The sequence below is a fragment of the Bacillus sp. FH genome (assembly GCF_052216825.1).
Classification (GTDB): domain Bacteria; phylum Bacillota; class Bacilli; order Bacillales; family Bacillaceae_G; genus Bacillus_A; species Bacillus_A paranthracis.
The window spans coordinates 2,450,741-2,464,249 of record NZ_JBQOUU010000001.1 but is presented as its reverse complement, the minus strand read 5'-3'; the positions used below and the strand labels follow the sequence as shown (position 1 = coordinate 2,464,249).

The window sequence follows — 13,509 nt, the reverse complement described above, 5'->3', positions numbered from 1 at the left end:
AAAGCTAGCTGCTCGTAGAAAGTTAGCTAATTAAAAGAAAGCTAGGAGGGAACCCGATGAATAAAGGGCGCGTTACGCAAATCATGGGTCCGGTTGTAGACGTTAAGTTTGATGGCGGAAAGCTACCAGAAATCTACAACGCCCTTACGGTAAAACAGAGCAACGAAAACGGTGAACTTAACTTAACATTTGAAGTTGCACTTCATTTAGGTGATGATACAGTTCGTACAGTTGCGATGTCTTCCACAGATGGACTTGTTCGTGGCACAGAAGTAGAAGATACTGGTAAAGCAATCTCTGTACCAGTTGGTGATGCAACACTTGGTCGCGTATTTAACGTATTAGGTGATGCTATTGACTTAGATGGTGAGGTTCCTGCGGATGTACGCCGTGATCCAATTCACCGTCAAGCACCTGCATTCGAAGAATTATCTACTAAAGTAGAAATTCTTGAAACTGGTATTAAAGTAGTAGACTTACTTGCTCCTTACATTAAGGGTGGTAAGATCGGCCTATTCGGTGGTGCCGGTGTAGGTAAAACAGTATTAATTCAGGAGTTAATCAACAACATCGCACAAGAGCACGGTGGTATCTCTGTATTCGCTGGTGTAGGTGAGCGTACTCGTGAGGGTAATGACTTATACCACGAAATGAGCGATTCTGGCGTAATTAAGAAAACTGCGATGGTATTCGGACAAATGAACGAGCCACCTGGAGCACGTCAACGTGTTGCATTAACAGGCTTAACAATGGCTGAATATTTCCGTGATGAGCAAGGACAAGACGTACTTCTGTTCATCGATAATATCTTCCGTTTCACGCAAGCAGGTTCTGAAGTATCTGCCCTTCTTGGCCGTATGCCATCTGCGGTAGGTTACCAACCAACACTTGCAACAGAAATGGGTCAATTACAAGAGCGTATTACATCTACAAATAAAGGGTCTATCACGTCTATCCAAGCGGTATATGTACCAGCCGATGACTATACTGACCCAGCACCAGCTACAACGTTCGCTCACTTAGATGCAACAACAAACTTAGAGCGTCGTTTAACACAAATGGGTATTTACCCAGCCGTAGATCCATTAGCATCTACATCTCGTGCACTTTCTCCAGAAATCGTAGGAGAAGAGCATTATGAAGTGGCTCGTCAAGTACAGCAAACTTTACAACGTTACAAAGAGCTTCAAGATATCATTGCTATCTTAGGTATGGATGAGTTATCTGAAGAAGATAAGTTAGTTGTACATCGTGCTCGTCGTATTCAATTCTTCTTATCTCAAAACTTCCACGTAGCGGAGCAGTTTACAGGTCAAAAAGGTTCTTACGTACCTGTAAAAGACACAGTTCGTGGTTTCAAAGAAATTCTAGAAGGAAAATATGATGACCTTCCAGAAGATGCATTCCGCTTAGTTGGTGGCATTGAAGAAGTTATTGAAAACGCGAAGAAAATGATGGCGTAAGGCCTTAGGAGGGACGAAGTATGAAGACATTTCCAGTCAGTATTGTAACTCCTGATGGACCGGTTTACGAAAAAGAAGTAGAAATGGTAAGTGTAAAAGCAGAGAGTGGGGAAATGGGGATTTTACCAGGTCACATTCCAACTGTTGCACCATTAAAAATTAGTGCAGTTCGTCTGAAAAATGGTGGACACACTGATTATGTAGCGGTAAGTGGTGGCTTTATCGAAGTTCGTCCAGATAAAGTAACTGTATTATCATCATCTGCTGAAGAAGCAAACCATATCGATATCCATCGTGCAAATGAAGCGAAGCGTCGTGCTGAGCAACGTCTGCAAGATAAACAAGCACATGTTGACTTTAAACGTGCAGAAATGGCATTACAACGCGCTGTGAACCGTTTAAACGTTTCCGATATGAAATAAAAAAATCCGTAAAGGCAAAGCCTTTACGGATTTTTTTTATGTAGTTAATGGATAATTTTACAAAAATGGTATAATTATATTGGTGCTCGTATAAGTAGAGAATGTACAACAATTTATAAAGGGGATGAATAAATGATCGGTGAAATGAAGCGAGAAGCATTGCACTCTTTAAAAGGAAAATGGGGACTAGGTGTTGGATCAACGATTTTATATCATATTGTAAGTTACGTCGTTTCAATGGCTGTAATGCTTATAGTATTAATTCCAGGAGTTATAATATTTATTTTAGCATCTATTTTAACTGGTTCAATTGAAGAAGAAACAATGGCAATTGGAGCTGCTATTACGTTTGGGGTTTTTTACTGCCTTATGATAATTTTAAGTTATGCGGCTTATGGCATTACCACATATGGTCATACGAATTTGTTTCTACAAATAAGCAAACGAGAAGATGCTAGAGTGGATTATTTATTTGAAGGATTTCGTGGCTTTAAAAGAATGATGAAAACAATGTGGGCTATGCTTGCAATTTTGTTATATACAGGTATATGGGTTCCGATGTTAGGAACGATTGTATTTGGGCTATTAGGTTTTCTTGATGAGAATGCAAATCCATCATTTATAATTGTTTTCTTTATTTTATTAGCTATTTCGTTTATTGTAATGGCTATTTTGTATTTTTCATATTCGATGACATATTATGTGATGGTTGAAAAACCGGAATACAGTGTTTCGCAAGCAATGAAAGAAAGTAAGAATCTGATGAAGGGGCATAAATTAGATCTATTTCTTTTATGGCTAAGCTTTATAGGGTGGGCTATTTTAGCGATTTTTACACTTGGAATAGGTTTTCTATGGCTTAGTCCGTACGTGAGTACAACGACAGCGCATTTTTACCGCTATATTTCAAAAGATGAATTGTAGTAGGAACATGCTATACTAATAGAGTTATTGTGTATAGGAGGTTACGTATGATTGGTGATTTAAAAGGAGAAGCATTAGATTCATTAGAAGGGAAATGGGGATTAGCTGTCGGGGCGACATTACTTATTTCAATTCTAATCATGATTTTTAGTTTTAGTATTGAGTGGGGATTTTCTTCAATTTTTGATTGGAAAGAAACGAAAAATTCAATTTCAATAAATATCCTTACATTTTTTGTTACTGGGCCTTTAACTTTAGGTGGATATTATCTTGCTTTAAATATCCTTCGTGAAAAGCAAGCTAGTATCGGTAATGTGTTCATTTGGTTTTCAGAGGGAAAGAGATTTTTAAAGTCATTTTTATTATATTTATTAGTAAATTTTTATCTTTTCTTATGGACGTTACTGTTCATTATCCCAGGCATTATTAAATCATTTTCTTATGCGATGACGTACTTTATTATAAATGATCACCCGGAGTATTCTATAAATCAAGCGATTACAGAAAGCCGTCGTATGATGGATGGACATAAGATGGAGTATTTCATTTTATGTTTGAGTTTTATTGGTTGGTTTATATTAAGTTGTATTACACTCGGGATTGGATTCTTATGGCTAATTCCATATTTTTATACGACGTCAGCAGCTTTTTATGAAGAGATTGCAGAGGAATATTACGAAAAAAAAATTCCGACATTATAAAGTGAGTCGGACACTCTGCGTCGATGAATAGCTTTGTAGTGCGCAAATAGCATGATAAAAACACCTAGTATGAGTTGAAGTGAACCCTGAAAACGGGACACCAATCAAAACACCTAAACCACTTGTTCCCTAAATTCTTTAGGGGATAGGTGGTTTAATTTTTCTTGAATTCGCACACAATTGTAGTAATGAATGTATTCTAGCACAATCTTTCGCACAGTTGTGTTGGATACTTTTGTTATCTTTTGTGAATAGAAAGCTTCACTTTTCAAATGACCAAAGAAGCTTTCCATGACGGCATTATCATGGCAATTTCCTTTCCGGGACATGCTGGTGATAATGCCGTTTTCTTTGGCGTACGCTTGAAATTCTTTTGCTGTATAAATACTTCCTTGATCCGAGTGAAGAAGGACACCTTTTACTTTTCGCCCTCTCATTGCTTGTTTTAATGTCTTCATCGCCAATGTTAGTGTTTGCGACTCGCTGATGACACAACTAATAATTTCAAGATTAAAGGCATCCATAATCGTTGATAAATACAAGGTACGCTCTCCAAATAATAAATAAGTTACATCCGTAAACCACTTTTCATTTGGTCTGGATGCATCGAATTGGCGCTCCAATCGATGAGGGGCTACCATTGGTTCCGCACCATTGATATATTTCTTTTTCTTTCGACGTACTTTTGAAAGAATATGATTTTGTCTCATGATTCGTAATACTTTTTTATGATTGACACACAGTCCCATTTTTCGAAGAGTAGCGGTCACTCTTCGATATCCATACCGGAATCTATGCCTAAGACAAACATCCTTTACTTTCTCTTCTATATCCTCTTTTAGATCTTCCGTTCGTTGTAACCAACGATAAAATGTGGACCGGGGTAATTCTAATACGTTACACAATTCTTTTACCGTTAGCTTTGTTTTTAAATCGTTCCATAAAGTAACTACAGTTTCTGGTTTCAGCCCCTTTCGATTTCTAGATACTTTCCCCATACAAGTAATTTTGTTTTTAGATGTTTATTTTCTAAGCGTAACTGTTCCAATTCATTTAACTCTTTTGGCCCTTTTCCATAAGAATATTGTTTTCCTACAGGTTGTTGAAAACGGTACGTTTGACCGGTACGATACCATTTCATCCATGTCTTAATTTGGGAAACATTTTTAATTCCAAGCTTCTCCATAATTATCCGATTGGAATATCCATCCTTTTTCATTTCAATCACTTTCCACTTTATTTCTTCTGGGTAATGAACTCTTGTTTTCAAACCAAAAACACCTCCATTGAATTTGCATACTTAGTATGCGAATTCAGGAGGTGTTTTTTTCATGTGCCACTATTCGGGTTCACTTCAAGTTATTGGTTCATACTAGGTGTTTTTTGTAGAAATTTTATAAATTGATGACTAGTAAGTGGTTTACTGAAATAGTAACCTTGCATATATTTACAGTTGTTCTTTTGTAGAAACTTAAGTTGTTTTTCTGTTTCAATTCCTTCAGCAACGACAGATAGGTTTAACGTATTTGCAAGGGAAAGGATAGTGGACACGATGGCTCTCTCTTCAGGTCGATGATCAGCTAGTTGTGTAAATTCTCTCGGTACTTTTAATGTATCGATAGGGAAAATAGATAAATAAGCGAGAGAAGAATAGCCGGTTCCGAAGTCATCGATGGACGTTTGAATACCATATTCCTTTAATTGTTTTAGCTTGGATAACGTTTCCTTTTCATCGATCATTGCAATTCGTTCTGTTAATTCAAGTGTTACATCTTTTGGATCGACTTTAACGTCTGTTATTATTTGTAAAATGTTCTCGATTAAATTATTTTGCTGGAACTCTTTAGCTGATAAGTTAACACTTATTTTTAAATCTTTGTAGCCAAAAGTATGCCATATTTTTAGCTGACGACAAGATTCATTTAATACCCAATGACCAAGTGGAATGACTTGAGGAGTCTCCTCTACAATTGGAATGAACTCACATGGCGGAATGTCACCAAGGAGTGGGTGTTTCCAGCGTAGTAATGCTTCAGCACCAATAATCTTTTTCGTCGTAATATCAATTTGTGGTTGATAGACGAGATAAAATTCTTCGTTTACTAAAGCGAGTGGTAAATCTTTTTCAATTCGGGCTTTTCGTTCCGTTTTTTTATACAATTCTTTCGTGTACAGAGAGCTACCATTTTTTCCTTTATTTTTTGCTTCGTACATGGCCATATCAGCATGTTGTAAAATTGATAACGGATCTTCACCTGCTTCAGGATATATTGCAATCCCGATGCTCGGTGAGATTTGTAAATGTTGATTTTCAATTTCGAATGGTTCGTTCATGGCTGCTACAATTGTATCAGCTATTTTTTTTACGTCTGGCCTCTTTTTATAATTTTCGATAAGGATTGTGAACTCATCTCCAGCTAATCGGGCAAGCTTCATATTTGGTGTCGCTATACTTTCGAGTCTTTTTGCTACTGCAATTAATAGAAGGTCTCCTACCCTATGACCGAGGGTATCGTTAATAACTTTAAAGCGATCTAGGTCAAGAAACATAACAGCAAAAGGCATTTTTGATATTTTGGATCGCGCAATTGCTTGTTCTACATATTGATGAAATGCACGTCGATTTGCAAGCTCTGTTAGTGTATCATGATATGCTAAAAAATTAATTTGTTCTTGTTGTTGTTTGCTTTCCGTAATATCTTTAATCATTAAATAAACTCCGGAAATATGATCCTTTAAAAAGATAGGAACAGCTGTCACATGCAAGTAGTAAATATCTCTATTTTTATGATATGCCCGTATTTCTAAAGAAATAGATTTCCCCTTTTTTACGCGATGAAAGGCATTAATGATTTCTTCCAAATCTTCTTCATACGTAAGTGAATAGTAAGGCTGATTTAATAATTCATTCGTTTGATAACCGAGTAAAGTCGTACCAGCGTTATTCACGTTAAGAAAATTACCGTATAAATCTAATGTGAAGATTGGATCTGGATGATGCTCGTATAAAGATTTAAACATTTGTTGGTTATGATACAGTTCATTTTTTTGTTCTACTAAATCTTCTGTACGCAGTTCAATTTGTTTTTCGAGTTCTGAGTTGAATTGCATTTGGGCTAATAATAATATTTTATTTTGTTTTCGAACTAAACTATGGCGTATGAGAACGAAGGAGAAAGTTATCATAAGCCCAATTACTACAATAGGCGCGAAAACATATTCGACTAATATGAAAACAATAAGCATTACGACAGAAATATAAGGTAATGATAATCTGATCGCTTCCCCAAATTTAGGTGTTAATAGCACTTGTTCTTGTTTTTCAGGTTCTTTTGTATGGATAATACATGCGATTGCTACTAGTACTAAAGTTACTTGATAAAGAGGAGTAACTGTAAACATAGAATACTCGGGTATGAAGTATTTGATATAAGCATAAATCGCATCTGTAGTAGCATATAAAAGTAAAGCACTGCCAAGAAGTGCGCCAACCTTTTTGGATAATAAAGATAAAGGCTTGAATAACAGATTAATTCCTATGAGGAAAAAGAGTAAATCGGTCATTGGATAAGTAAGTTGAACAAATATGTCGATATAGGATGTTGAAGAAATGTGAATGGTTCTTTCAATAAGTAAGTAGTAACTTAAAGTGAATTGTGCTGTAACAATAATACAAATATCACATATCATAAAAAGCTTTTCTAATAAATCTCGGTTATAAATGATTTCATATAGAAAGGCGAATGCAAAGCTAATTAAAAAAAGTAAATAAAAAAAGTCGGACGGATCAACGAATGTATAGTAGTCCTTTAAAATTAAACGTTGATAGGCAACGACGATATCCCCGATGAAATAAGAGAGAGTTCCAACGCATAATATCGTCCAAAATAAACGAGGTAACCCTTCTTTCATATTTGAAAAATAAAGTATATAACTACAAGCGATAATATCAATGAATAAAGTACTCATTCCAATTAATATTTGAAAGGGAAATGAGTATTCATATAGAAAAGGCATTGCCACGTAATGAATTACTATAGGTAGCAATGTAATGCTTATAAGAATACTTACATGTGTTTGTTTTTTCATCTATCTCACCCACGGTATATACATATAAATTCCTCTTTTGTATTTTTTATAGTTTCTTAAAAAACATATATAACCTATATACTTATTTTGCGCAAGTATAGCAAGTTATAAAAACAGATTTTAATAATTCTCGTTTCTGTCCCCAACATATCGACATAGGAATTTGAAGTTTGCTATAATGATTAAAATAGTTGCATTATTTAGAAAAATTTAAAAATAATAATTGCTGCAACTAGGACATATTGTTTACTAAGTGAACTTGTTCTTAATTTAGGGGGGAGGGTTTCACAATGGCAAGTGTATATGAAAATAGTTATATGATCGTTTTGATTTTCTTGCTATTAGGTATATTGCTGCCGGTAGTGGCTCTTACATTAGGAAGGATGCTGCGCCCAAATAAACCAAGTGCAGCGAAAGCGACGACGTATGAGAGCGGGATTGAGCCTTTTCATGATGCGAATATTCGGTTTCATGCTCGTTATTATATTTTTGCTTTATTGTTTGTCATCTTTGATGTAGAAACTTTATTTTTATATCCATGGGCTGTTGCATATGACAACCTCGGTTTATTTGCACTGATTGAAATGCTCATCTTTGTTGTAATGTTGCTAGTTGGATTAGCGTATGCTTGGAAAAAGAAGGTGTTACAATGGTTATAAATTTTGAGGAATTACATCCAAATGAGCGAGCGGAATTAGAACGAAATATCTTTTTTTCTACATTGGAACAGTTGAAAGGATGGGCGAGAAGTAATTCTTTATGGCCGATGACATTCGGACTGGCATGCTGTGCAATTGAAATGATGGGAGTAGGTTCATCACATTATGATTTAGATCGATTTGGGTCATTTTTTCGGACTTCACCAAGGCAATCGGACGTTATGATTGTGTCGGGAACGGTAACGAAGAAGATGGCTCCTATTGTTCGGCGCTTATATGACCAAATGCCTGAACCGAAATGGGTTATTGCAATGGGATCTTGTGCGACAGCAGGTGGTCCATATGTAAATTCGTACGCTGTTGTGAAAGGTGTAGATCAAATTGTGCCAGTTGACGTGTATATCCCTGGTTGCCCACCAAATCCTGCAGCTTTAATTTATGGAATTAATAAATTAAAAGAAAAAATTCGTTACGAAGCAAAGACTGGAAAGCAGGTGACGAATAAATGAGTGATCCTAACAAAGATTTAGAGGATTTAAAAAGAGAAGCGGCTAGGCGTGCGAAAGAAGAGGCGAGAAAGCGTCTTGTTGCGAAACATGGTGTGGAAATAAGTAAACTTGAGGAAGAAAATCGCGAAAAAGAGAAAGCGCTACCAAAAAATGACGATATGACTATAGAAGAAGCAAAACGACGTGCAGCCGCGGCGGCAAAAGTAAAAGCAGCGGCGTTAGCGAAACAGAAAAGAGAAGGAATAGAAGAAGTAACGGAAGAGGAAAAGGCCAAAGCGAAGACGAAGGCGGCAGCCGCGGCAAAAGCGAAAGCAGCGGCGTTAGCAAAGCAAAAAAGAGAAGGAACAGAAGAAGTGACGGAAGAGGAAAAGGCCAAAGCAAAGGCGAAGGCAGCAGCGGCTGCAAAAGCAAAAGCAGCGGCGTTAGCGAAACAAAAAAGAGAAGGAACAGAAGAAGTGACGGAAGAAGAAAAGGCAAAAGCGAAAGCGGCGGCGTTAGCGAAACAAAAAAGAGAAGGAACAGAAGAAGGAACAGAAGAAGAAAAGGCAAAAGCAAAGGCGAAGGCAGCAGCAGCCGCAAAAGCGAAAGCAGCGGCGTTAGCGAAGCAAAAAAGAGAAGGAACAGAAGAAGTGACGGAAGAAGAAAAGGCCAAGGCGAAAGCGAAGGCAGTCGCCGCCGCGAAAGCAAAAGCAGCGGCGTTAGCGAAGCAGAAAGCATCGCAAGGTGATGGGGATTCGGGGGATGAAAAGGCGAAGGCAATTGCAGCAGCGAAGGCAAAAGCGGCAGCGGCTGTAAGGGCGAAGATGAAGGGTGCTGAAGGTAAGAAGGAAGAAGAGACGAAGCAGGAAGAGCCATCTGTGAATCAACCGTATTTAAATCAGTATGTTGAAGTTATTAAGGGAAAAGTAGGAGAGGATGCTTTAGTAGATTGCTACATTAATAAACTTTCCAAAGATGTACCAACTCTTGTAGTGGAGCCCTCAAAATATTATGAAGTAATGGAGTTACTGCGATTCCATGAGGGACTTGCATTTGATTATATGTCAGAGCTACATGCGACGGATTTTATGACACATATGGAAGTGTATGTTCATTTATTTTCATATGGAAAGAAACAGTCAGTAGCGGTGAAGGTGAAGTTGGATAGGGAAGCACCGCAAGTGGAATCGGTGACAGCGCTTTGGAAAGGGGCAGATTGGCCAGAGCGGGAAGCGTATGATTTGCTTGGTATCGTATTTAAGGGGCATCCGAATTTATCACGTATTTTAATGCCTGATGATTGGGTAGGGCACCCGCTTAGGAAAGATTATGAACCGTATGATGTGGAGGTGTAGCTAAATGATCCGTACGGAAGAAATGCTTTTGAATGTAGGTCCTCAGCATCCGAGTACGCACGGTGTGTTCAGGCTCGTTATTAAAATTGACGGGGAAATTATTAAAGAAGCTACACCGGTTATTGGATATTTGCATCGCGGGACCGAAAAGATTGCAGAGAGCTTACAGTATACGCAAATTATCCCTTATACAGATCGGATGGATTATTTATCGGCTATGACGAATAATTACGTCATTTGCCATGCTGTAGAGACGATGATGGGGCTTGAAATCCCAGAGCGGGCCGAATACTTACGAGTGCTTGCAATGGAGCTTGGAAGGATTGCAAGCCATCTCGTTTGGTGGGGGACAAATCTTCTCGATATAGGAGCGGTCAGCCCATTTTTGTACGCGTTTCGTGAACGAGAGATGATTATAAATTTATTAAACGAATTATGCGGTGCCCGGCTTACTTTTAACTATATGAGAGTCGGCGGTGTAAAGTGGGATGCACCGGATGGTTGGATTGAAAAAGTGGAAGAATTTGTTCCGTATATGAGAGAACAATTGGCAGGGTATCATGATCTTGTTAGCGGCAATGAGATTTTCTTAAATCGTGTAAAAGGCGTTGGTATATATAGCGCGGAGGAAGCGATTTCGTATTCTTTAAGCGGAGCGAATTTGCGGTGCACCGGAGTAAACTGGGATCTTCGCAAGGATGAACCGTACTCCATTTACGACCGTTTTGATTTCGATATTCCTGTTGGGAGCGTGGGGGATGCTTGGGATCGCTACGTTTGCCGCATGAAGGAAATTGAGGAGTCGTTAAAAATTGTCGAGCAAGCAGTCCAGCAGTTCCCGAAAGAAGGAGCAGTACTTGCGAAAGTACCGAAAATTATTAAGGCTCCTAAAGGGGAAGCATTCGTCCGTATAGAGTCGCCGCGAGGAGAGATTGGTTGCTATATTGCTAGTGACGGAAAGAAAGAGCCGTACCGCTTGAAGTTTCGCAGGCCGTCTTTTTACAATTTGCAAATTTTACCGAAGTTATTGAAAGGTGAAAACATCGCCAATTTAATTACGATTTTAGGTGGAGTGGATATTGTACTTGGGGAGGTTGATGGCTAATGATTGAAACGCTCTTACAATCACCTTCTAGCTGGACGAATTTCTTCATTTTTTTCGGATTAGCGGTGCTCCTATTATTTGCAGTCCTTGGCTTCGTTACATATGGTATTTTGGCAGAACGGAAAGTGATGGGTTTTATGCAAGGGCGGATTGGGCCAAACCAAGTCGGGGGCCGGTTTGGTCTGTTGCAAACGGTAGCCGATGTTTTAAAACTATTATTGAAAGAAGATAGTATTCCGAAGGCGGCAGATAAACCGTTGTTTATATTAGCACCTGTCATTGCGTTCGCACCAGCATTTATGGTGCTTGCAGTCATCCCGTTTACTGATAAATTTCAGTTCGCGGATATTGGCGTAGGCTTACTGTATTACATTGCTGTTTCTGGCATTACGACGATTGGTGTCGTAACCGGAGGATGGGCATCGAATAATAAATATTCCCTTTTAGGAGGGATGCGTGCAGCGGCGCAAATGATTTCTTATGAAATTCCGCTCGTAATGAGTGTAATTGGGATCGTTTTGTTAGCTGGTAGTTTAAATTTAAATGAAATCGTAGCAGCGCAGGAAAATGTTTGGTACATTTTCGTGCAACCAATCGGTTTCATCGTATTTTTAATCGCAGCAGTAGCAGAGTTAAATAGGACGCCGTTTGATTTACCAGAAGCTGAGTCGGAGCTTGTTTCTGGATATCATACGGAATACTCAGGGTTTCGCTGGGCGTTCTTTATGCTTTCAGAATACGTATATTTCTTCGGGATGGCATCTTTAATTACAGTGCTCTTTTTAGGCGGATGGAATCCAGTTATGTTCCTTGGATTCATCCCAGGTGCCGTATGGTTTGCTTTAAAGTTTAGCAGTGTAGTTTTTCTATTAATTTGGTTCCGCGTTACGTTTCCGCGTATAAGAGGTGATCAGTTAATGGAATTTGGCTGGAAAGTATTATTGCCAATTGCACTTGCAAATATTTTCTTAACGGCATTGATTAAGGAGTTATTCTTCTAATCTATGAAGGGGGTGCCAGTAAGAGATGAAAGGGCTATTTAAAGGATTAAAATATACATTAAGCAATTTGAGTAAGAAGAAGGTGACTTATGACTATCCGAATCAACCGTTGCCATTGCCAGATCGTTTTCGAGGGATTCAAAAGTTTTATCCAGAAAAGTGTATCGTTTGTAACCAGTGCTCCAATATTTGTCCGACAGACTGTATTCAGTTAACGGGGAAAAAACATCCGGATCCTACGAAAAAAGGAAAAATTATTGACACGTACGATATTAATTTTGAAATTTGTATTCTTTGTGATTTATGTACAGAAGTTTGTCCGACAGAAGCGATTGTTATGACAAATAACTTTGAACTCGCGGAATATTCACGGGATGACTTATTTAAAAATTTGCAGTGGCTTGATGAAAACGACGAAAACGTCAGGAAGGAGAATAAAGCATGAATGGCGAGTTTATAGCATTCTTTATACTATCCTTGTCTGCAATTATCGGCGGCGTTCTTATGTTGAATTTAACGAAGGTCATGCATATGATGCTAGCTCTCGTTCTAACATTTCTCAGCATTGCAGGTTTGTACTTTCTTTTATCAGCTGAATTTATCGGGGTTGCACAAATTTTACTTTACTCGGGTGCGATCACAATTATTATGATTTTTGGCATTATGTTAACGAAACATAACGCGGAAAATGAATCGCGTCTTACTCTTCGAAAATGGATTATCTTCTTTGCGGTTGTAGCATTTGGGGCAGTTATGTATTTCGCTGTTAACAATATTGATTTCGCAAATGAAAGCACACAAGGAAGTTTACCTCTCCATGAAAAAAACACACTTCAAATCGGTACGCTTCTCTATTCAAAATATATCATTCCATTTGAGTTAACCTCAGTTATTTTACTTGTAGCACTTGTCGGTGCAATTATTCTTGCGAAGAAGGATGAGAAAGAGGAGGATTCCAATGAGTAGCGTTCCTGCTTCTGCGTATTTAACGCTTGCGATTATTTTATTTTGCATCGGTTTGTTTGGAGCTTTAACGAAGCGAAATACAGTGATTGTATTAGTTTGTATTGAATTAATGCTGAACGCAGCCAATTTAAACTTAGTAGCGTTTAGTAAATTAGGTTTGTTCCCAAATTTAACAGGGCAAATTTTCTCTCTGTTTACGATGGCTGTAGCAGCAGCGGAGGCGGCGGTAGGACTCGCCATTTTAATTGCTTTATATCGTAATCGTACGACAGTTCATGTAGATGAAATGGATACGCTCAAAGGATAACATTGTGACCGAAAAGGGGGAAGGAAACA

General features: G+C 38.2%; 14 protein-coding genes. 12 read left to right on the top strand and 2 right to left on the bottom strand.

The window, feature by feature from the left end; translation table 11 throughout:
• Positions 1 to 56 precede the first annotated feature (56 nt).
• The 4 genes from atpD to ACTT1L_RS13050 all read left to right on the top strand — a co-directional run bounded on the left by atpD (position 57) and on the right by ACTT1L_RS13050 (position 3,510).
• Positions 57 to 1,463 carry a F0F1 ATP synthase subunit beta gene (gene atpD / locus ACTT1L_RS13065; RefSeq protein WP_001032591.1) on the top strand — a complete coding sequence of 469 codons (1,407 nt, stop codon included), beginning with the start codon at positions 57 to 59 and terminating at the stop codon, positions 1,461 to 1,463.
• Between the two features lie 20 nt (positions 1,464 to 1,483).
• Positions 1,484 to 1,885 carry a F0F1 ATP synthase subunit epsilon gene (gene atpC, locus ACTT1L_RS13060; RefSeq protein WP_000847211.1) on the top strand — a complete coding sequence of 134 codons (402 nt, stop codon included), beginning with the start codon at positions 1,484 to 1,486 and terminating at the stop codon, positions 1,883 to 1,885.
• Between the two features lie 132 nt (positions 1,886 to 2,017).
• Positions 2,018 to 2,809 (top strand): DUF975 family protein, encoded by a 792-nt coding sequence (locus tag ACTT1L_RS13055; RefSeq protein WP_000578798.1) that lies wholly within the window; start codon positions 2,018 to 2,020, stop codon positions 2,807 to 2,809.
• 47 nt (positions 2,810 to 2,856) lie between these two features.
• A complete protein-coding gene (locus tag ACTT1L_RS13050; RefSeq protein ID WP_000578699.1) occupies positions 2,857 to 3,510 on the top strand; it encodes a DUF975 family protein in 654 nt (217 codons plus the stop codon).
• Positions 3,511 to 3,623: 113 nt separating this feature from the next.
• On the opposite strand, the gene ACTT1L_RS13045 is transcribed toward ACTT1L_RS13050, so the two are convergent.
• Both ACTT1L_RS13045 and ACTT1L_RS13040 read right to left on the bottom strand, forming a co-directional pair.
• Positions 3,624 to 4,780, bottom strand: a protein-coding gene (locus ACTT1L_RS13045; RefSeq protein WP_442821943.1) for an IS3 family transposase whose coding sequence is annotated in 2 segments (ribosomal slippage) — positions 3,624 to 4,528 and positions 4,528 to 4,780 — 1,158 coding nt in all. Because the reading frame shifts where the segments join, the coding sequence is not laid out codon by codon here.
• A gap of 89 nt (positions 4,781 to 4,869) precedes the next feature.
• Complete coding sequence (locus ACTT1L_RS13040) at positions 4,870 to 7,599, bottom strand: putative bifunctional diguanylate cyclase/phosphodiesterase (RefSeq protein ID WP_442821942.1); 2,730 nt, start codon at positions 7,597 to 7,599, stop codon at positions 4,870 to 4,872.
• Between the two features lie 290 nt (positions 7,600 to 7,889).
• Here ACTT1L_RS13040 and nuoA point away from each other — a divergent pair, with 290 nt between their 5' ends.
• From nuoA to nuoK, 8 genes are read left to right on the top strand one after another with little or no spacing between them, the layout of a single operon-like run.
• Entirely contained in the window at positions 7,890 to 8,258 is a 369-nt protein-coding gene (gene nuoA / locus ACTT1L_RS13035) for an NADH-quinone oxidoreductase subunit NuoA (RefSeq protein WP_000179275.1), read from the top strand.
• Positions 8,249 to 8,767: an NADH-quinone oxidoreductase subunit NuoB gene (gene nuoB / locus ACTT1L_RS13030; protein ID WP_000236331.1), complete on the top strand. Its 519-nt coding sequence runs from the start codon at positions 8,249 to 8,251 to the stop codon at positions 8,765 to 8,767. The genes nuoA and nuoB overlap by 10 nt, the downstream gene beginning before the upstream one ends.
• The gene (locus tag ACTT1L_RS13025; RefSeq protein WP_442821941.1) at positions 8,764 to 10,101 is read left to right on the top strand and encodes an NADH-quinone oxidoreductase subunit C; all 1,338 of its coding nucleotides are present in this window, start codon (positions 8,764 to 8,766) and stop codon (positions 10,099 to 10,101) included. Before nuoB ends, ACTT1L_RS13025 begins: the two co-directional genes overlap by 4 nt.
• Before the next feature lie 4 nt (positions 10,102 to 10,105).
• The gene (gene nuoD, locus ACTT1L_RS13020; RefSeq protein ID WP_000621432.1) at positions 10,106 to 11,206 is read left to right on the top strand and encodes an NADH-quinone oxidoreductase subunit NuoD; all 1,101 of its coding nucleotides are present in this window, start codon (positions 10,106 to 10,108) and stop codon (positions 11,204 to 11,206) included.
• Positions 11,206 to 12,207 carry an NADH-quinone oxidoreductase subunit NuoH gene (nuoH, locus tag ACTT1L_RS13015; protein WP_000573429.1) on the top strand — a complete coding sequence of 334 codons (1,002 nt, stop codon included), beginning with the start codon at positions 11,206 to 11,208 and terminating at the stop codon, positions 12,205 to 12,207. The genes nuoD and nuoH overlap by 1 nt, the downstream gene beginning before the upstream one ends.
• A gap of 25 nt (positions 12,208 to 12,232) precedes the next feature.
• Positions 12,233 to 12,652 carry an NADH-quinone oxidoreductase subunit NuoI gene (nuoI, locus tag ACTT1L_RS13010; RefSeq protein WP_000677191.1) on the top strand — a complete coding sequence of 140 codons (420 nt, stop codon included), beginning with the start codon at positions 12,233 to 12,235 and terminating at the stop codon, positions 12,650 to 12,652.
• Positions 12,649 to 13,173: an NADH-quinone oxidoreductase subunit J gene (locus tag ACTT1L_RS13005; RefSeq protein WP_001012803.1), complete on the top strand. Its 525-nt coding sequence runs from the start codon at positions 12,649 to 12,651 to the stop codon at positions 13,171 to 13,173. Before nuoI ends, ACTT1L_RS13005 begins: the two co-directional genes overlap by 4 nt.
• A complete protein-coding gene (gene nuoK / locus ACTT1L_RS13000; RefSeq protein WP_000100078.1) occupies positions 13,166 to 13,480 on the top strand; it encodes an NADH-quinone oxidoreductase subunit NuoK in 315 nt (104 codons plus the stop codon). Before ACTT1L_RS13005 ends, nuoK begins: the two co-directional genes overlap by 8 nt.
• The last annotated feature ends 29 nt before the right edge of the window (positions 13,481 to 13,509 follow it).